At 69.7% G+C, this 18,691-nt stretch carries 13 protein-coding genes and 3 pseudogenes; 11 read left to right on the top strand and 5 right to left on the bottom strand.

What is annotated here, in order from left to right:
- Positions 1-68 precede the first annotated feature (68 nt).
- Positions 69-818 carry an ABC transporter ATP-binding protein gene (locus tag BMG07_RS11360; protein WP_198084658.1) on the top strand — a complete coding sequence of 250 codons (750 nt, stop codon included), beginning with the start codon at positions 69-71 and terminating at the stop codon, positions 816-818.
- Entirely contained in the window at positions 818-1,519 is a 702-nt protein-coding gene (locus BMG07_RS11355) for an ABC transporter ATP-binding protein (RefSeq protein WP_198084657.1), read from the top strand. The genes BMG07_RS11360 and BMG07_RS11355 overlap by 1 nt, the downstream gene beginning before the upstream one ends.
- A 12-nt stretch (positions 1,520-1,531) precedes the next feature.
- On the opposite strand, the gene BMG07_RS11350 is transcribed toward BMG07_RS11355, so the two are convergent.
- Positions 1,532-2,002 (bottom strand): hypothetical protein, encoded by a 471-nt coding sequence (locus BMG07_RS11350; protein WP_198084656.1) that lies wholly within the window; start codon positions 2,000-2,002, stop codon positions 1,532-1,534.
- A 140-nt stretch (positions 2,003-2,142) separates the two neighbouring features.
- Between BMG07_RS11350 and BMG07_RS11345 the strand changes: the two are divergent.
- Together BMG07_RS11345 and BMG07_RS11340 are read left to right on the top strand one after the other, a co-directional pair.
- Positions 2,143-4,085 (top strand): annotated as a pseudogene (locus BMG07_RS11345) (sigma-54-dependent Fis family transcriptional regulator).
- Between the two features lie 153 nt (positions 4,086-4,238).
- Positions 4,239-6,041 carry an NAD(P)/FAD-dependent oxidoreductase gene (locus BMG07_RS11340; protein ID WP_198084655.1) on the top strand — a complete coding sequence of 601 codons (1,803 nt, stop codon included), beginning with the start codon at positions 4,239-4,241 and terminating at the stop codon, positions 6,039-6,041.
- Positions 6,042-6,089: 48 nt separating this feature from the next.
- Here the strand turns inward: BMG07_RS11340 and BMG07_RS11335 are convergent, their stop codons facing one another.
- Both BMG07_RS11335 and BMG07_RS11330 read right to left on the bottom strand, forming a co-directional pair.
- The gene (locus BMG07_RS11335) at positions 6,090-6,800 is read right to left on the bottom strand and encodes a Crp/Fnr family transcriptional regulator (protein WP_198084654.1); all 711 of its coding nucleotides are present in this window, start codon (positions 6,798-6,800) and stop codon (positions 6,090-6,092) included.
- Between the two features lie 33 nt (positions 6,801-6,833).
- On the bottom strand, positions 6,834-7,214 hold the full coding sequence (locus BMG07_RS11330) for a DUF1090 domain-containing protein (protein WP_198084653.1): 381 nt from the start codon (positions 7,212-7,214) through the stop codon (positions 6,834-6,836).
- A gap of 161 nt (positions 7,215-7,375) precedes the next feature.
- Between BMG07_RS11330 and BMG07_RS11325 the strand changes: the two are divergent.
- The 4 genes and pseudogenes from BMG07_RS11325 (at position 7,376) to BMG07_RS11310 (ending at position 12,572) form a co-directional block, all read left to right on the top strand.
- Positions 7,376-8,295, top strand: a pseudogene (locus tag BMG07_RS11325) (3-keto-5-aminohexanoate cleavage protein).
- A gap of 52 nt (positions 8,296-8,347) precedes the next feature.
- Positions 8,348-9,555, top strand: a pseudogene (locus BMG07_RS11320) (ABC transporter substrate-binding protein).
- Between the two features lie 2 nt (positions 9,556-9,557).
- Positions 9,558-10,508 carry a 3-hydroxyacyl-CoA dehydrogenase NAD-binding domain-containing protein gene (locus BMG07_RS11315; RefSeq protein ID WP_198084660.1) on the top strand — a complete coding sequence of 317 codons (951 nt, stop codon included), beginning with the start codon at positions 9,558-9,560 and terminating at the stop codon, positions 10,506-10,508.
- 255 nt (positions 10,509-10,763) lie between these two features.
- Positions 10,764-12,572 (top strand): feruloyl-CoA synthase, encoded by a 1,809-nt coding sequence (locus BMG07_RS11310; RefSeq protein ID WP_198084652.1) that lies wholly within the window; start codon positions 10,764-10,766, stop codon positions 12,570-12,572.
- Between the two features lie 7 nt (positions 12,573-12,579).
- On the opposite strand, the gene BMG07_RS11305 is transcribed toward BMG07_RS11310, so the two are convergent.
- Entirely contained in the window at positions 12,580-13,392 is an 813-nt protein-coding gene (locus tag BMG07_RS11305) for a PaaX family transcriptional regulator (RefSeq protein ID WP_198084651.1), read from the bottom strand.
- A gap of 86 nt (positions 13,393-13,478) precedes the next feature.
- On the opposite strand from BMG07_RS11305, the gene BMG07_RS11300 reads away from it, so the two are divergent.
- Positions 13,479-14,255, top strand: coding sequence for a crotonase/enoyl-CoA hydratase family protein (locus tag BMG07_RS11300; RefSeq protein ID WP_374221263.1), 777 nt, complete (start codon positions 13,479-13,481; stop codon positions 14,253-14,255).
- Positions 14,256-14,304: 49 nt separating this feature from the next.
- A complete protein-coding gene (locus BMG07_RS11295) occupies positions 14,305-15,837 on the top strand; it encodes a class I adenylate-forming enzyme family protein (RefSeq protein ID WP_198084649.1) in 1,533 nt (510 codons plus the stop codon).
- On the opposite strand, the gene BMG07_RS11290 is transcribed toward BMG07_RS11295, so the two are convergent.
- Positions 15,834-17,222: a PLP-dependent aminotransferase family protein gene (locus BMG07_RS11290; RefSeq protein ID WP_198084648.1), complete on the bottom strand. Its 1,389-nt coding sequence runs from the start codon at positions 17,220-17,222 to the stop codon at positions 15,834-15,836. The two genes, BMG07_RS11295 and BMG07_RS11290, sit on opposite strands and share 4 nt — an antisense overlap.
- Positions 17,223-17,371: 149 nt before the next feature.
- On the opposite strand from BMG07_RS11290, the gene BMG07_RS11285 reads away from it, so the two are divergent.
- Complete coding sequence (locus tag BMG07_RS11285) at positions 17,372-18,661, top strand: hydroxymethylglutaryl-CoA reductase, degradative (RefSeq protein WP_198084647.1); 1,290 nt, start codon at positions 17,372-17,374, stop codon at positions 18,659-18,661.
- Positions 18,662-18,691 lie beyond the last annotated feature (30 nt).

Genomic DNA, 18,691 nt, shown 5'->3' with positions numbered 1-18,691 from the left:
CGCCGCGCGGCAACCAAGGCCGCTCGCCCCCATCCCAACCTTCCCCCGGAAGGGGAAGGAGCAAAACCATGAACGCCCTGCTCTCCGTCGAAAAACTCACGCGCCGTTTCGGCGGCCTCACCGCCGTCAACGCCGTCACGCTCGACCTGCACATCGGCGAAGTCCACGCGGTGATCGGCACCAACGGCGCCGGCAAGTCGACGCTCATCAACATGCTGTCCGGCGAGATCGAGGCCTCCGAGGGGCGCATCCGCCTGGACGGCGTGGACATCACGCGCCGCGCCCAGTCGAAGCGCGCGCGCGACGGCGTGGGCCGCAGCTACCAGCGCACGACCATCTTCCCGGAGTTCAGCGTGCACGAGAACTGCCGCCTCGCCGCGCAGGCCGCGAACGCGAAGCCGTGGGCGCTCTGGCAGTCGTCGCAACACTGCGCCGCGAGCAATGCATCGGCCCATGCGGCGCTCGAGGCCGCGGGCCTGGCGAGCGAGGCGCTGCGCGTCGCCGGCACCATGAGCCACGGCGCGCAACGCCAGCTCGAGGTGGCCATGTGCCTGGCCACCAACCCGCGCGTGCTGCTGCTCGACGAACCGCTCGCCGGCATGGGCGCCGAGGAAACCGACCGCATGCTCACGCTGCTCGCGCGGCTGAAGGCCACGCACGCCATCCTGCTGGTGGAGCACGACATGGACGCCGTGTTCCGCATTGCCGACCGCATCACCGTGATGGTGAACGGCACCGTCATCGCCACCGGCAACCCGCAGGAGATCCGCGAGAACCCCGAGGTCCGCACCGCCTACCTGGGCGAGGAGCACCACTGATGCTGATCGTTCGCGACCTCAACACCTACTACGGCAACAGCCACATCCTGCGCGGCGTGCATGCCGGCATTCCGGCGGCCACGTCGGTCGGCCTGCTCGGGCGCAACGGCATGGGCAAGACCACGCTGATCCGCACGATGATGGGCTACGTGCGCCCCGCGTCGGGCGAAGTGCAGGTCGACGGCCGCACCGTCACCGGCCTGCCGCCCGAGAAGATGGCGCGGCTGGGCATCGGCTACGTGCCCGAAGGGCGCGGCATCTTTCCCAACCTGTCGGTGCGCGAGAACCTCGTGATGAGCGAGCGCGCCGGCATCGACGGCCGGCGCGAGTGGACCTTCGACCGCGTGATGGCGACCTTCCCGCGCCTGTCGGAGCGGCTGTCGAACGGCGGCCAGCAGCTGTCGGGCGGCGAGCAGCAGATGCTGTCGATCGGCCGCGCGTTGATGACCAACCCGCGCCTCTTGATCCTCGATGAAGCCACCGAAGGCCTGGCGCCGCTGATCGTGGCGGAGATCTGGCGCGTGATCGGCGAGATCCGTGCGACGGGCATCGCCACGCTGATCGTCGACCGCGACTACCGCAAGGTGCTGGCGCACACCGACCTGGCGGTGGTGATGGAGAAGGGGCAGATCGTGCGGCATGGGGCGTCGGCGGAGTTGCTGGGCGAGCCGCAGGCGCTGGAGGAATTGCTGGGCGTGTGAGGCCCGGGCCGCTCAGCCCGCGTGCTGCTTCACGACCGTGACCTCGATGGCCGGCGCCGGCCAGAGCTGCAGGTGGTAGCGGTCGTTGCCTTCGAGCCCGTCTTCCGAGAGCGTGTCGAGCCCCGCGAAGCAGGCGCGCAGGCGGTAGGTTCCGGGCGCCACGGGAATGCGCGCGGCGTCGGGAAAGTAGTCGGTGCAGCCGGCGATCGCGAGCTTCGGGCTGCGCGCCACCAGCGTGCACTCGACGACATGCGCCCACCGGTCGGCGTCCAGCGGCGGCGGCGCATCGAGGATCTCGACGGTCACGGGCACGTCCATGTTGCGCACGGTGCCGATGCCGACGACGCCGTCCTCGACGGCCAGCATGCGCTCGACGGCCTCGTCGGTCCATGCATCGGACAGGTCGTCTTCGGCGAGTTCGTCCTGGATGTAGAACTGAAAGTAGTCGGCGAAGAGGGTGAATTCGTGTGTCGCGGCGGTCATGGTGAAGAAAGCTGTTGCCGTTTGTTGTACGTCGGCGAAAAGCGTAACCCGAAACCGTGACGCCACCGGGTTTCACCTCTGTCCCGCGACAGTGCGACAGCCGAATGATGTCCGGCTGTCCGGGCACCGCGAGGTTCAGCATGACTTCCCTGCAGTCGCGTCACATCGACAACGTCTACTCGATCACCACCGGCGCGGCGCTGCTGGCCGATCCGGCGGCGAGCCTGGTGCACAAGTCGTGGGCGCGCTGCGTGCGCGACCACGGACTCGACCCGTCGAAGCCGAGCCCCGCGCGCATCCTGCCCGCGCAGGAGGTGCGCGCGCACCAGCAGCAGCTCGAGCACTTCCTGCGCGCCGCGCGCGCGGGCATGGAAGACATCTACCGCCGCGTGGCCGACCTGGGCTACATGGTGCTGCTGACCGACGCCGAGGGCATCACGGTCGACTACATCGGCAACCCCGCATGGGACGACCAGTTGCGCAAGGCGGGCCTGTACCTGGGCGCCGACTGGAACGAGGCGCACGCCGGCACCTGCGGCGTGGGCACCTGCCTGATCGAGCGGCAGCCGATGACCTGCCACCAGACCGAGCACTTCGACGCCACGCACATCGCGCTCACCTGCACCACCGCGCCGCTGTTCGACCACAGCGGCAAGCTCACGGCCATCCTGGACGTGTCGGCGCTGCGCTCGCCCGAGGCCAAGGAGAGCCAGCACCTGGTGCGGCACCTGGTGTCGATGTACGCGCGGATGATCGAGGACGCCGATTTTTTGCGCAACTTCCGCGGCCACTGGATCCTGCGGCTGGGCAGCGCCTTCGGGCTGGTCGACGTGGCGGGCGAGGTGATGCTGGCCTTCGACGACGGCGGCACGCTGGCAGGCGCCAACGGCGGCGCGCGGCAGGCCTTTGCGGGACGTGCGCTGAGCGGCGCGGTGTCGGAGCTGCTGCACATGCCGATGGACGCGATCTGGCGCATCGGCAATGGCGGCGCATCGGCGCTGATGCCTTTCGCGCACACGGTGCTGCTGCCCGGCGGCGGCGAGTACCACGCGTCGCTGCTGGCACCGCGCGTGCGGCGTGCGCCCACAGCGCCCACCGCACCGGCAACCGCCGCGCCGAACGCGCGCCCTTCCGATCGCCTGCCGTCGCTCGAACGCATCGCCGGCGACGACCCGGCCATGCGGAAGCTGCTCGCGCAAGCGCGCCGCCTGGTCGACCGCGGCATCCACGTGCTGGTCGAGGGCGAGACCGGCAGCGGCAAGGAGGTGCTGGCGCGCGCGCTGCACGGCGCGAGCAGCCGCGCGGCGATGCCCTTCGTGGCGGTGAACTGCGCGGCCATTCCCGATTCGCTGATCGAGAGCGAGCTGTTCGGCTACACGCCCGGCAGCTTCACGGGCGGGCGCGCCAAGGGCATGAAGGGCCTGATCGCGCAGGCCGACAGGGGCACGCTGTTCCTCGACGAGATCGGCGACATGCCGATGGCGCTGCAGACGCGGCTGCTGCGCGTGCTGTCCGAAGGCGAGGTGCTGCCGCTGGGGGCGGAGTCGCCACAGCGGGTGGACCTTGCCGTGGTGGCAGCCACGCACCGCGACCTGTCGGCGCTGGTCGCGGCCGGGCGTTTCGCGAGGACCTGTACTACCGCCTGTGCGGCGCGGTGCTGAAGCTGCCGCCGCTGCGCGCGCGGGGCGATCGGCGGTATCTGATCGAGGCGATGTTCCATGAAGAAGCCGCGGCGATGGGCTCGACTTCGCGGCTTTCGCAGGCTGCGATGCTGCAGCTGATGGCGCACGACTGGCCCGGCAACCTGCGCGAGTTGCGCAATGTGCTGCGGTTGGCGCTGGCGCTGTGCAGCGATGGCGCGGTGGGAGTGGAAGATCTTCAGTTGCCCGCGCGCACGGCAAGAGCCGTCGCGGCCCCCGCCGAAGCCATGCCCGATACAGGCGCAGAGGCGGCAAGCCTGCTGGCGCTGCTGAAACAGCATCGCTGGCACGTGTCGCAAGCCGCCGCCGAACTTGGTGTGTGCCGCGCCACGCTGTACCGCCACATGAAGCGCCACGGCATCGCACTGCCGCGACGCATGTAGCAGTTGCGACGTGTGTCGCACGTCGCCTGCGACAGCTGCGACAAAAACCCCGCCAAGTCATTGATTTCCGGTCGTCGTCAGCACGGCACGAAAGCTGCGCAACCCGCCATGCGCCTCGCCGCGCATCCCTCAACGACGCTACGGAGACATGCAATGACAGACCCGACCACCGGCCCCACCCGGGCCGCTTCCCAATGGCTTGCCGACTTCGCCGCCGCGCTCGCGCGCGGCGACATCGACGCGGCCGTTTCGCTCTTCGAGCCCGACGGCTTCTGGCGCGACCTCGTGGCCTTCACCTGGAACATCCGCACGCAGGAAGGCCCGGACGCCATCCGCGCGATGCTGCAGGCGCGCCTGGCCGACACGCAGCCCACGGCCTTTGCCGTGGAGGGCGAAGCGACCGAGGCCGACGGCGTGATCGATGCGTGGTTCACCTTCGAGACGCGGGTGGCGCGCGGTCGCGGCCACCTCAGGCTGCGCAACGGGCGAGCCTGGACCCTGCTCACCACCATGACCGAGCTCAAGGGCTTCGAAGAGAAGACGGGCGACAACCGCGTCAAAGGCGCGGAGCACGGCGTGCACAAGGGCCGCAAGAACTGGCTCGAGAAGCGCCGCGACGAAGAAGCCGCGCTGGGCTACACCGAGCAGCCCGAGGTGGTGATCATCGGCGGCGGCCAGGGCGGCATCGCGCTGGGCGCGCGGCTGCGGCGGCTGGGGGTGCCGACGATCATCGTGGAGCGCAACGCCAAGGCCGGCGACTCCTGGCGCAAGCGCTACAAGTCGCTGTGCCTGCACGACCCGGTCTGGTACGACCACCTGCCCTACATGCCCTTCCCCGACGACTGGCCGGTGTTCGCACCCAAGGACAAGATCGGCGACTGGCTCGAGATGTACACGAAGATCATGGAGCTCAACTACTGGAGCTCCACCCATGCGAAGAACGCGCGCTTCGACGAAGCCACGCAGCGCTGGGAAGTGACGGTCGAGCGCGAGGGCCAGACGGTGGTGCTGCGGCCCAGGCAGCTGGTGTTCGCGATGGGCGTCTCGGGCTACCCCAACGTGCCGAAGGTGGCGGGCGCCGAGAACTTCAAGGGCGACCAGCATCACTCCAGCCAGCACCCCGGCCCCGAGGCCTATGCGGGCAAGAAGTGCGTGGTGCTGGGCTCGAACAACTCGGCGCACGACATCTGCGCGGCGCTGTGGGAGCACGGCGCGGACGTGACGATGATCCAGCGCTCGTCGACGCACATCGCGCCCTCGCAGTCGCTGATGGAGCTCGCGCTGGGCGGGCTCTATTCGGAGCAGGCGGTAAAGAACGGCATCGACCACCACAAGGGCGACCTGATCTTCGCGTCGGTGCCCTACAAGATCATGCACACCTTCCATATCCCGGTGTACGACGAGATGAAGAAGCGCGATGCCGACCTGTACGCGCGGCTCGAGAAGGCCGGCTTCCTGCTGGACTTCGGGGTCGACGGCTCGGGCCTCTTCATGAAGTACCTGCGGCGCGGCTCGGGCTACTACATCGACGTGGGCGCCTCGGAGCTGGTGGCCAACGGCAGCATCCACCTGAAGAGCGGCGTGAACATCGAACGCGTGAACGAACGCTCGGTGACGCTGACCGACGGCACGCAGCTGCCGGCCGACCTGCTGGTGTACGCCACCGGCTACGGCTCGATGAACGGCTGGCTCGCCGACCTGATCTCGCCCGAGATCGCCGACAAGGTCGGCAAGTGCTGGGGCCTGGGCTCCGACACGCCCAAGGACCCGGGCCCGTGGGAAGGCGAGCTGCGCAACATGTGGAAGCCCACGCAGGTCGACAACCTGTGGTTCCACGGCGGCAACCTGCACCAGTCGCGGCACTACTCGCAGTTCCTGGCGCTGCAGCTGAAGGCGCGCATGGAAGGGATCGACACGCCGGTGTACGAGCGCGCGCCCTCGCATCACACGCGCTGAGCTGGTCTTGCTCCCTCTCCCGCGTGCGGGAGAGGGAGCAAGTCGTCGTCACTCGCTGATGAACCGGCGCAGCCCCTCGAGATCGATCACGGTGATCCCCCCGTACTCGATGCGCAGGAACCCCGCCTCCTTCAACCGGTTCAGCGCCGCATTGCATCGCTGCCTGGACACGCCTGACAGGTTGGCGATCTCCTCCTGCGACGTCTGCAGATGCGGCTCGCTGCCCGGATGCAGCCACGGGTGGAACAGCCCCGCCAGCGCGCGCGCCACCTGGCTGTCCGCATCGAGCAGCCGGTGCGCCGCGTAGCTGCCCATGAACCAGTGCAGCCGCTCGTTGATCTGCTGCAGCAAGAAGTGATCGAAGCCGCGCTGCGTGCGGTGCAGCCACTCGAAGGTCTCCAGCGGCAGCTGTGCCACGCGGCTGGGGCGCAGCGCGATGATGTCGGCCGAGCGCGGCAGCGCGCGCAGCAGCGTGCCCTCGCCGAACCAGCTGCCCACCGACAGCCCGCCCAGCGTCACCGAGCGCCCGTCGCTCGAGGTGATCGACCACTTGAGCAAGCCTTCGAGCGTGCCGTACCAGTGCGCGGGCGTGTCGCCGCGCCGGCACAGCGCGGCGCCGGCGGCCACCTCGACCTCGCGCATCTCGTCGAGCACGCGCTCGCCCGCCGCCACGTCGAGCAGCGGAAACCAGGCCGAGCCCTGCAGCAGCTGCGGGATGGTCAGCGAGGCGTGCTGAAGGGGTTGCTTGGTCGTGGGCATGGGTCTTTCAAGGCACGCGGCGGCAACGGGCAATCAAGGCAGGTCCTTGACGCGCTGCAGCTCGGCCTGCGCCTCGCGCAGCTTGTCTTCGCGCCGCGCGATCTTGTCGGCATCGCCCTTGCGCTGTGCTTCCTTCAGGTCGCGCTCGCGCTGCGCCACCTTGCGTTCCTGGCTGCGCACGCGCTTCTGGTGCTCGGCGGCCAGCTTCGCGTCGCTGCAGTTGCGGCGCACTTCGGCCAGCGCGCGCTCCAGCCCGCGCACGCGGTGGGGCTGGCCTTCGGCCTTGGCCGCCTCGATGTCCCGCCCGATGGCTTCGCGCTTGGCCGCGCAGGTTGCGGCAGGCCCCGGCTGCGCGGCCGCCAGTGTCGATGCCAACACGGCGAAGCCCGCCAGGACGAAAGGCAGGAATTTCATGGACGCTGCTCCTTGGCTTGGATGTTGTGGAAGGAAGGCAGGGCAACTTTAGCCGCTGGCGCAGGTAAACCCTGCCCCCAAATGTCGTCGCGATGACTGAGTGCGGCGGCGCCTCAAAAATAATGGCGCGCCCCCATGAAAGACACCAGGAGTTCCCGAGCATGTCGAAGCGCAAAGTGATCGTGACCATCGCCCCCACCGGCGGCATGGCGCACAAGTCGCAGAACCCCCACCTCCCCACGCAGCCCGCCGAAATCGCGGCCGACGTGCTGCGCTGCTGGAACGCCGGCGCCAGCGTGGTGGCCATCCACGCGCGCCGCCCCGACGACGGCGCCACCTGCAACGCGACGTGTACCGCGACATCAACACCCGCATCCGCGCGGGCGGCAGCGACATCGTCATCAACAACTCCACCGGCGGCGGCGTGCACGGCGACATGGTCAAGCCGCTGGCCGGAGACCGCTGGGAAATTGCCTGGGAAGAACGCATCAAGGGCATGGACGCCGGCGCCGAGATGTGCACGCTCGACGCCACCACGCTGAACCTGAGCTTCGAGGGAAAGCAGATCCTGATGGACACGCCCCTGACGCGCGGCCGCGAACTGGCCGCCGGCATGAAGGCGCGCGGCATCAAGCCCGAGTGGGAGGTGTTCAGCCCCACGCACATCCTGCAGGACACGACCACGCTGATCGAGGAAGGCTGGGACGACGAGCCCTACTTCATCAACCTGGTGATGAACGTGCACCGCAACTTCCAGAACGCGATGCCCTACTCGCCGCGCAACCTGCAGATGATGGTCGACACGCTGCCCAAGGGCGCCATCTTCGGCGTGAGCGGCATCGGCATGTCGCAGCTGGAGGCCAACGTGGCGGCGCTGCTGCTGGGCGGCCATGCGCGCGTGGGCCTGGAAGACAACCTCTACTTTCGCCACGGCGAGCTGGCCACCAACGTGCAGCTCACCGAGCGCATCGTGCGCGTGATCCGCGAGCTCGACATGGAAGTGGCCACGCCGGCCGAGGCGCGCCAGATGATGGGCCTGCCGCGCGTGGGCACGCCGCGCCCCGAGTTCGCGCCCGGCTGACGGCACGCAAGGACAACAACAACGACAACGACAACGAACGGAGACAACACGCATGAACATTTCCCGCACCGCCCTGGCCCTCGCGCTGGGCGCCGCCTTCTCGGCCGGCGCTGGGCCCAGGTATCCGACGACGTGATCCGCATCGGCTTCATCAGCGACATGTCGGGCCTGTACCGCGACTACGACGGCCCCGCCGGCGCCGAGGCCATCCGCATGGCCATCGCCGACATGGGCGGTGCCATCGGCGGCAAGAAGATCGAGCTGGTCACGGCCGACCACCAGAACAAGCCCGACATCGCCGCCGCCAAGGCGCGCGAGTGGTTCGACGTGCAGAAGGTCGACATGCTGATCGGCGGCGTCCACTCGGGCGCGGCCATTGCCATGGCGGGCGTGGCGGCCGACAAGAAGAAGCCGTACTTCGTGGTGGGCTCGGGCGCCTCGAGCCTCACCAACGAGTACTGCTCGCCCTACACCGTGCACTACGCCTACGACACCGTGGCCATGGCGCGCGGCACCGCGAGCGCGGTGGTCAAGGCCGGCGGCAAGAGCTGGTATTTCGTGGCCGCCGACTACGCCTTCGGCGCGGCGCTGCAGACCGACGCCACCAAGACCGTGCTGGCCAGCGGCGGCACGGTGGCGGGCTCGGTGAAGCACCCGCTGGGCGCGAGCGATTTCTCGTCGTTCATGCTGCAGGCGCAAAGCTCGAAGGCGCAGGTGCTGGCGCTGGCCAACGCGGGCGGCGACACGGTGAACGCCATCAAGTCGGCGGCGGAGTTCGGCCTCGGCAAGAACATGAAGCTGGCCGGCATGATCATCACCATCAACGACGTGCACGCGCTGGGCCTGAAGACCTCGCAGGGCATGTACCTCACCGACAGCTGGTACTGGAACCAGAGCCCCGAGTCGCGCGAGTGGGCGCGCCGCTTCTTCGACAAGCACAAGCGCATGCCCTCGTCGTTCCACGCCGGCGACTACTCGGCCGCGCTGCAGTACCTGCAGGCCGTGAAGGCCGCGGGCAGCGACGACGCCGACAAGGTGATGGCGCAATTGCGCAAGACGAAGTTCAATGACATGTTCGTCAAGGGCGGCTGGCTGCGCGACGATGGACTGATGGTGCACGACATGCACCTGATGCAGGTGAAGACCCCGGCCGAGTCGAAGGAGCCGTGGGACTACTACAAGGTGGTCGAGCCGATCCGCGGCGAGGCCGCATGGACGACCAGGGCGGAGAGCCGCTGCGCGCGGTGGAAATCGACATGAGCATGGGATCTTCTTTTTCGAGCGTGAAGCGCGTGGCGGTGGTCGGCACCGGCGTGATCGGCGCGAGCTGGGCCGCCTACTTCCTGGCGCACGGGCTCGACGTGAACGCGACCGACCCCTCGCCCGGCGCCGAGGAGCGGCTGCGCGCGGCGGTGGCGCAGCACTGGCCGACGCTGGAGCGCTTCGGTTTGTCCGAAGGCGCGTCCATCGACCGGCTGCGCTTTCACGACAGCCTGGAAGACGCCGTGTCCGTGGCCGACTTCGTGCAGGAGAACGGGCCCGAGCGCATGGACTTCAAGATCGACCTGTTCCGCCGCATGGACGCGGCGGCACCGCCCGACGCCATCCTTGCGTCGAGTTCGTCGGGCCTGGCGATCAGCGGCGTGCAGTCGGGCTGCGCGCATCCGCAGCGCGTGGTGCTGGGGCACCCGTTCAACCCGCCGCACCTGATTCCGCTGGTGGAAGTGATCGGCGGCGAGCAGACCTCGGCCGAGGTCATCGAACGCACGATGGCGTTCTACGCAGCCATCGGCAAGCGGCCGATCCACGTGAAGCGCGAGGTCAAGGGCCACATCGCGAACCGGCTGCAGGCGGCGCTGTGGCGCGAGGCTTTCCACCTGGTGAACGAAGGCGTGGCGAGCGTGGCCGACATCGACACGGCCATCGCGCACGGGCCCGGCCTGCGCTGGGCGGTGATGGGGCCGTTCATGAACCTGCACCTCTCGGGTGGCGCGGGCGGCATCGAGCATGTGCTCGCGCACCTGGGCGGGCCGATCGAGGACTGGTGGAAGGACCTGGGTGCGCCGTCGATGACTGCGGCGCTCAAGCAGAAGGTGAAAGAAGGTGTCGATGAGGAATTGGGTCAACGCCGCACGGCCGACCTCGAAGCCGCGCGCGACACCCTGCTGTTGGACCTGATTCGCGCCAAGACCGATAGCGGCAAGCTCGACTGATCGGGCTCTTGTTGGGCACCGGGTGTCCTGTTCGGGGTGCGATCACGCCGACGGGGTGCCTTGCTCCGCGAATGTCCCCCGGCCTGCGGGCTACCGCACCTCCTCCTTTGTTTCGCTGCGCAAGGCACCCCATCAGCGTGACCGTTGTTCGCCGCGGTCGTTGATCGACCCGCACAAGCGCCGCGTTCGGTGTGTACCCGGTGTCCTGTGCACGCGCCCTGAACAACAACGCCCCGAAAAAAACGGAACATACAAATGACCGACTTCCTCCTCGATGAAAGCCTGATCGCCCCACCCCGCACCGTGCGCATCGACTTCGACGACGGCTCGTTCGCGCTGCGCTCGCCGATGGCGCTGAAGCCCTATGCGCGTTGCATCGGCGAGTGGGTCGAGCGCTGGGCGCGCGAGACGCCCGACGCACTGGCTTTCGCCGAACGCGACGAGACCGGCGAAGGCTGGCGCAAGCTCGACTACCGCGCGCTGCGGCAAGCAGTGGGCGCGGTGGCGCAGGCACTGCTGGACATGAACCTGCCGGCGGGCCAGCCGGTCGTGATCCTCTCGGACAACGCGATCGACCACGCGGTGCTGATGCTCGCGGCAATGCACATCGGCCGCACCGCGTGCTCGCTGTCGAGCGCCTACTCGCGCATGACCAAAGACCCGTCGCGGCTGCACGGCATGCTGCAGGCGCTGAAGCCGGCGCTCATCTACGCATCGGACGCCAAGGTCTATGGCGGTTCGCTCGAAGGCTGCGGGGTCGAGGCGGTCACGGTGTTCAGCCGCAATGCCGATGCGCGCCCCGGTTCGATGGCGTTCGACCAGATGCTTGCGGTGAACGAAACACCCGCCGTCATGCAGGCCTTCGCCGCCGTGCTGCCCGACACGCACGCCAAGTACCTGCTGACCTCCGGCTCCACCGGCAAGCCCAAGGTCGTCGTCAACACGCACCGCATGCTCTGCGCCAACCAGCAGATGATGGCGCAGACCTGGCGCTTTCTCGCGCACGAAACGCCGGTGCTGGTCGACTGGCTGCCATGGAGCCACACCTTCGGCGGTAACCACAACCTGCACATGGTGCTGTGCCACGGCGGCGCGCTCTACATCGACGAGGGCCGGCCCGCGCCGGGCCTGATCGAGAAGACGGTGCGCAACCTGCGCGAGGTGAAGCCCACGCTGCTGTTCAACGTGCCGCGCGGCTTCGACATGCTGCTGCCCTACCTGGAAGCCGACGACGCGCTGGCCACCGAGGTGTTCTCCCGCTTGCGGCTGGCCTTCTACGCGGCGGCGGCGCTCGCGCCCTCCACGTGGCAACGGCTCGAAGCCGTGGCCACGCGCGTGCGCCCTACCCGGCCGCTGTGGCTCACCACCTCGTGGGGCGCGACGGAGACTTCGCCCGCCATCACCTCCGCGCACTGGAAGCTCGACGGCGCCGGCTGCATCGGCGCGCCGCTGCCGGGGCTGGAGCTGAAGTTCGTGCCCAACGGCGAGAAGCTGGAGATGCGCGTCAAGGGCGTCTCGGTGTTCCCCGGCTACCGCGACGCACCGCGCGAGACGGCGCAGGCCTTCGACGAAGAGGGCTACTACCGCATCGGCGACGCCGGCTTCCTTGCGAACCCGCTCGAACCTGCGCACGGCGTGATCTTCAACGGCCGCGTGGCGGAAGACTTCAAGCTCTCGACCGGCACCTGGGTGTCGGTGGGCACGCTGCGCGTGAAGCTGGTGTCGCTGCTCGCGCCGCATGTGCAGGACGTGGTGCTCACCGGCCACGACCGCGACGAGATCGGCATGCTGGTGTTTCCGAGCCCCCAGGCGGCGGCGTTGTCGTCCGATGCCCTGCAGGAGCGCATCGCCGGCATGCTGCGCACGCTGCGCGACGAAGGCGCGGGCTCCTCGCAGTGCCCGGCCTGCGCGCTGGTGCTGGCGCAGCCGCCGAGCCTGGACGCGGGCGAGATCACCGACAAGGGCTACATCAACCAGCGCGCCGTGCTCACGCGGCGCGCGGCCGAGGTGGCGCGGCTGCATGCGCGCACGCCTGGCGACACGCAGGTGGTGCGGCTGGACTGAAGCGGCCTCAGGCGACCGGCAGCGCCAGCCACTTGCGCCACAGCTGCCGCGCCTTGTCCTGGTAGCGGCGCGTGGCAGCCAGCAGCGCCGTGCGCGGGGCGGTCGGCATGAGCTCGGCCGGCAGCAGCGGGTCGCGGATCAGGTGCGCGATCACGGCGCGGCCCAGCAGCAGCGACTCGCGCACCGCCACCTCCAGCGGCTGGGTGCGCAGCCGCTTCTCGCTGCGTTCGAGGCCGGCCTGCAGGCGCCGGCTGTCGGCCTCCAGCGTGCGCACGTTCCACAGCTTGCGTGCCGCGGACTGCGCCGCCTCGTCGAGGTCGGCAATGCGAAACACCAGCGCATGCGCCGACAGGCCCAGCGCCTCCAACTGCGTACGCTCGGCCTCCAGGCCGCCCGCGAGGTTGTCGGGCCGGATCTGCAGCCCCGGCCGCAGCGCCGCGAAGCCGCGCAACGACAGCGCCAGGCTGTGGCGGCGCCACGCGGTCTTGTCGGCGCGCGCCACGCCCGCATCGTGCACGGCCAGCCAGTCGCCCTGCCAGGCGACGGCCTGCGCCTCTTTGTGGCGCCAGTCGTCGACCGCGCGCGACAGCGCCGGCCCCGCGCGGTTGAGCATGTAGCTGCCGCGCTCGCCGCGCGCGATCTTGCCGTCGGCCGCCAGCCGCGTCAGGCCCACGCGCAGCGTCGATTCGCCGATGCCCATGAGCGCGCCCGCGCGGCACAGCGCCTGCGAACTCAGCGTGCCGCCGTCGGCCACCAGCAGGTCGAGGATCAGGTCGGGCGCGCTGGGCATCACGACCTGAACATTGCATATCTTGTCCATGTTTGCGTAATGAAGAAATGTTTCCTACGATGACCATGAACGATCACTCGATGTAATTTTGCCTTGAAAGGACGCCGCGCATGGCCATGCACTTCGTGAACTGTGAGGTGGATCGCTCGGTCTTCACCATCACGCTGAACCGGCCCGACAAACGCAATGCCGTCGACGGCGCCGTGGCCGCCGAGCTGCGCGAGGCCTTCGCGCGCTTCGAGGCCGACGACGCACTGCGCGTGGCGGTGCTGACCGGCGCGGGCGGCAACTTCTGCGCCGGTGCCGACCTCACCGCCGTGGGCGACCCGGCGCGCCGCAACGAGCTGGACCTGGAAGGCGGCGGCAGCGGCCCGATGGGGCCGACGCGCATGGCGCTGTCGAAGCCGCTGATCGCGGCGGTCAACGGCTACGCGGTGGCGGGCGGGCTCGAGCTGGCGCTGCTGGCCGACCTGCGCGTGGCCGACGACGACGCGGTGTTCGGCGTGTTCTGCCGCCGCTGGGGCGTGCCGCTGATCGACGGCGGCACGGTGCGCCTGCCGCGCATCGTGGGCATGGGGCGCGCGCTCGACATGATCCTGTCGGGCCGCCCCGTGGGCGCGGCCGAGGCGCTGGGCATGGGCCTGGTCAACCGCGTCACGCCGCCGTGCGGCGCGCTGGCCGCCGCACGGGAGCTGGCCCACCAGCTCGCGGCGTTCCCGCAGCAATGCATGCTGGCCGATCGCCGCAGTGCCTACGCGCAATGGGACATGCCGCTGGCCGAAGCGCTGCGCCGCGAAGGCGCGCAGGGCACGCCGATGGTCTTCGCCGAGGGCGAGGCCGGTGCCGCGCGCTTTACCGGCGGCGCCGGCCGCCACGGCGAGTTCAAGCGCTGAGCGCACCCCAGCGTTCCCGCATCCACAAAGAACCGACAGGAGACAAGCCTTGCATTCCCCCGCCCCGACCTACCTCGAGCTGATCCGCCGCGGCGCGCTGCAGCACGGCCCGCGCACCGCCATCGTGTTCGGCGACAGGACGCTGACGTTCACCGAGGTCGACCACCTGAGCAGCCGGCTCGCGCATGCGCTGCACGCGGCGGGTGCGGCGCCGCGCACGCGCGTGGCGCTGCTGCTCAACAACGGCCTGCACAGCGTGCCGCTGGACTTTGCCTGCGTGAAGGCCGGCATCAACCGCGTGCCGCTGAACTCGCGGCTGTCGCTGGCCGAGCATGCGCGCATGGTGGCGGAAACGGGCAGCACGCACCTGGTGTTCGGCCCCGACCTTGCCGAGCGCGCGGCCGCTCTGCGCGATGCGGTGCCGGGGCTGGCCTGCATGGGCATGGGCGCATCGCTCGAAGGCGCGGCCGACCTGCTGGCGCAAGCCGCCTCGCACCCGACCGAGGCGCCGGCCTTCACGCCGTCGCACGACGACGTGGTGCTCACGCTCTTCACCTCGGGCACCACCGGCACGCTGAAGGCCGCGCAGCACACGCAGGCGTCTTATGCGGCCATCTGCCGCAACGTGCTGCTCAACCTGCTGCCGGCCACGCCCGACGACGCGATGCTGCACGCGGCCTCGCTGATCCACGCGAGCGGCGTGTTCGTGCTGCCCTTCTGGCTGCGCGGCGCGCGCACGGTGATCCTGCCGGGCTTCGAGCCGGGGCTGTTCCTGCGCACGCTGCAGGCCGAGCGCATCACGGCCATCAACCTGGTGCCGACGATGCTGCAGATGCTGTTCGAGCACCCCGACGTCGCCACCACCGACGTGGCCGCGCTGCGCTACGTGATCTACGGCGCCTCGCCGATGCCGCGCCCCGTCATCCAGCGCGCCATGGCCGCCTGGGGCCGGCACCGCTTCTGGCAGTACTACGGCCAGACCGAGGTGCCGCTGTGCCTGGCCGTGCTGCGGCCCGAGGACCACACCGACGACCTGCTCGACGCCTGCGGCCAGCCCGCGATCGACATCGAGATGCGGCTGGTCGACGAGGCCGGCCGCGAGGTGCCGCACGGCACGCCCGGAGAAATCGCGGTGCGCGCGCCCTCGGCCGTGTCGGGCTACCACAACGCGGCGGGGCTCAACGCCGAGACCTTCACCGCCGACGGCTGGGTGCGCACGCGCGACGTGGGCGTGTTCGACGAACGCGGTTATCTGCACCTGAAGGACCGCACGTCCGACATGATCATCAGCGGCGGCTACAACGTGTACCCGCGCGAGGTGGAGAACGCGCTGAGCTCGCACCCGGCCGTGCGCGAATGCGCGGTGGTCGGGCTGCCGCACGAGAAGTGGGTGGAAGTCGTCACCGCCGTGGTGGTGCTGCGCGCCGGCCAGCAGGCCACCGAGGCCGAGCTGGTCGCGCATGTGGCCGGGCAACTGGCTTCGTACAAGAAGCCGCAGCGCGTGATCTTCGCCAGCGAGATCCCGAAGACGGCCGTGGGCAAGCTCAACCGCAAGCAGTTGCGCGAGCAGTACCGGGGCTAGCCGCCGAGCCGGCGCAGCGTGGTGCGCAGCGCCTTCGCGAAACGCGGGTCGGCCATGGCGCCGACGTTGAAGCGCGACCAGCGCGAGACCTGCGTCGAATCGACGCTGAAGATGCGCCCCGGCGCCATCACGATCTTGCGCGGCAGCAGCTCTTTCGCGAAGGCCAGCGAGTCGGCCACGCCGGGCAGCGCCGCCCACACATAGAGCGACTGCGGGCTGCGCGCGAACACCTCGGCGTCGAGCGCATCGAACAGCTTGATGGCGTTGCGCGTGGCCTCGCCGAGCCGGGTCTGCAGGCGGTTCAGGTGGCGCTGGTAATGGCCCTCGCTCAATATGACGTCGACCGTGCGCTCGCAATACTCCGAGCTGCTCACGTGGATCAGCGCCTTCAGGTCCGCCAGGTCGCTGGCCAGGTCGGCGCCGCAGGCGATGAAGCCCACGCGCAGCGCGGCCGAGAACGACTTGGAGAAGCTGCCGATGTAGATCGTGCGCTCCAGCTGGTCGAGCGCGGCCAGGCGCGGCAGCGACGTGGGCTTGAAGTCGGCCAGCGGGTCGTTCTCGACGATCAGCAGGTCGTGCTTCTGCGCGAGCTGCAGCACGCGAAAGGCCTTGGCCGGCGAGATGTCGGAGCCCGTGGGGTTGTGCGCGATCGACTGCGTGAAGAACAGGCGCGGCCGCTCGGCAACGAGCAGGCGCTCCAGCGCCTCGAGGTCGGGCCCGTCGGCCAGGCGCGGCACGGCCAGCATCTGCGCGCCCGCGAGCTTGAGCTTGCCGAACAGCGGGTAGTAGCCGGGGTCGTCCACCAGCACCTTGCCGCCGGGCGGCACGAAGTAGCGGATGACGATGTCCATCGCCTCGTTGGCGCCGTGCGTGAGCACGATCTGCCGCGGCTCCGCGCCGATGCCGAAGTCGGCCAGCTTGCGCACGAGGTGGTCGCGCAGCGGCGCATAGCCGAAGCGGCTGCCGTAGCGGAACAGCGCGCCGAGCCCCGTGCGGACCACCTTGGGGTGGTACTTGTCCAGGCGCACGTCGGCCAGCCACTCGACCGGCGGAAAGCCGTCGCCCACGGCAACGGCGTCGGGCTGCGTTTTCAGCTGCTCGCGCATGAGCCACACGATGTCCATCGCGCGGCCGAGGCTGCCCGCGTCTTCTTCCGCCGGCCTGGCGGCTGCTTGCCGCGCCAGCACGAAGTAGCCCGAACCGCGCCGCGGCTCGACCAGCCCGCGCGACACCAGCAGCTCGAAGGCGGCCACCACGGTGTTCTTGGCGTAGTTGTGCAGCTGCGCCAGTTCGCGCAGCGACGGCAGCTTGTCGCCGGCCTTGTAGGCACCGCTCGCAATCTGTCGTTCGAGGGCGTTGGCGAGCGAATCGGCAATGGTCGTCATGGGCTGTGACTGTGACACAGCGGGCGCGAAATGCCGGTCACTGTCCGCACTGTCCCGCCAAACTGTGCCTTCCGCCGGCGGTACAGCCGACCTAAATTGCCTGCTCCCGAATTCGCCTTCCGAACCCTTTTTCGAAGAGACACGCAACGATGGTCGCCGACTCCCGCATTCCCAATTTCCGCGCGCTGACACCCGCGCAGCGCTTCGCGCACATCGCGCGCGCCGCATCGCTCACCGACGACGAGGTGGCGCTGCTCGCCGCGCCCGGCGCGCTGAGCGTGGACCGTGCCAACGGCATGGTCGAGAACGTGATCGGCACCTTCGAGCTGCCGCTGGGCGTGGCCGGCAACTTCCTGGTGAACGGCCGCGAATACCTGGTGCCGATGGCGGTGGAAGAGCCCTCGGTGGTGGCCGCCGCGTCGTTCATGGCCAAGCTGGCGCGCGAAGGCGGCGGCTTCGAGACCTCGAGCACCGGGCCGCTGATGCGCGCGCAGGTGCAGGTGATCGGCCTGGCCGACCCCTGCGGCGCGCGGCTGGCGCTGCTGCGTGCGCGCGAACAGATCCTGGAAGTGGCGAACAGCCGCGACAAGGTGCTGATCGGCCTGGGCGGCGGTTGCCGCGACATCGAGGTGCAGGTGTTCGACAGCACGCCGCGCGGCGCGATGGTGGTGATGCACCTGATCGTCGACGTGCGCGACGCGATGGGCGCGAACACCGTCAACACCATGGCCGAGGCGGTGTCGCCGCTGGTCGAGAAGCTCACGGGCGGCACCGTGCGCCTGCGCATCCTGTCGAACCTGGCCGACCTACGGCTGGCGCGGGCGCGCGTGCGGCTGGAGCCCGCCGCGCTCGCCACGCGCGAGCGCAGCGGCGAAGAGGTGGTGGAAGGCGTGATCGACGCGTACACCTTCGCGGCCGTCGACCCGTACCGCGCGGCCACGCACAACAAGGGAATCATGAACGGCGTCGACCCGGTGATCGTCGCCACGGGCAACGACTGGCGCGCGGTCGAGGCCGGCGCGCATGCCTACGCCTGCCGCAGCGGCCGCTACACCTCGCTCACCACCTGGGAAAAGGACAACGCGGGCGCGCTGGTCGGCACCATCGAGATGCCGATGCCGGTCGGGCTGGTGGGCGGCGCGACCAAGACGCATCCGCTCGCGCGGCTGGCGCTGAAGATCCTGGGCGTGCAGTCCGCGCAGGAGCTGGGCGAGGTGGCCGTGGCGGTCGGCCTCGCGCAGAACCTCGGCGCCCTGCGCGCGCTGGCCACCGAAGGCATCCAGCGCGGCCACATGGCGCTGCACGCACGCAACATCGCGCTGGTCGCGGGCGCCACGGGCGACGAGATCGATGCCGTGGCCAGGCAGATGGCGGCCGAGCACGACGTGCGCACCGACCGCGCGGTGGCGCTGCTCGACGCGCTGCGCACACAGAAATAAGCAGGCAGGCAAACATCGCGGGAGGGCCCG

Source organism: Variovorax sp. E3 (assembly GCF_016082275.1).
Classification (GTDB): domain Bacteria; phylum Pseudomonadota; class Gammaproteobacteria; order Burkholderiales; family Burkholderiaceae_C; genus Variovorax.
Note: the sequence above shows the minus strand (reverse complement) of the source record. Positions and strands in the feature narration are given on the sequence as shown.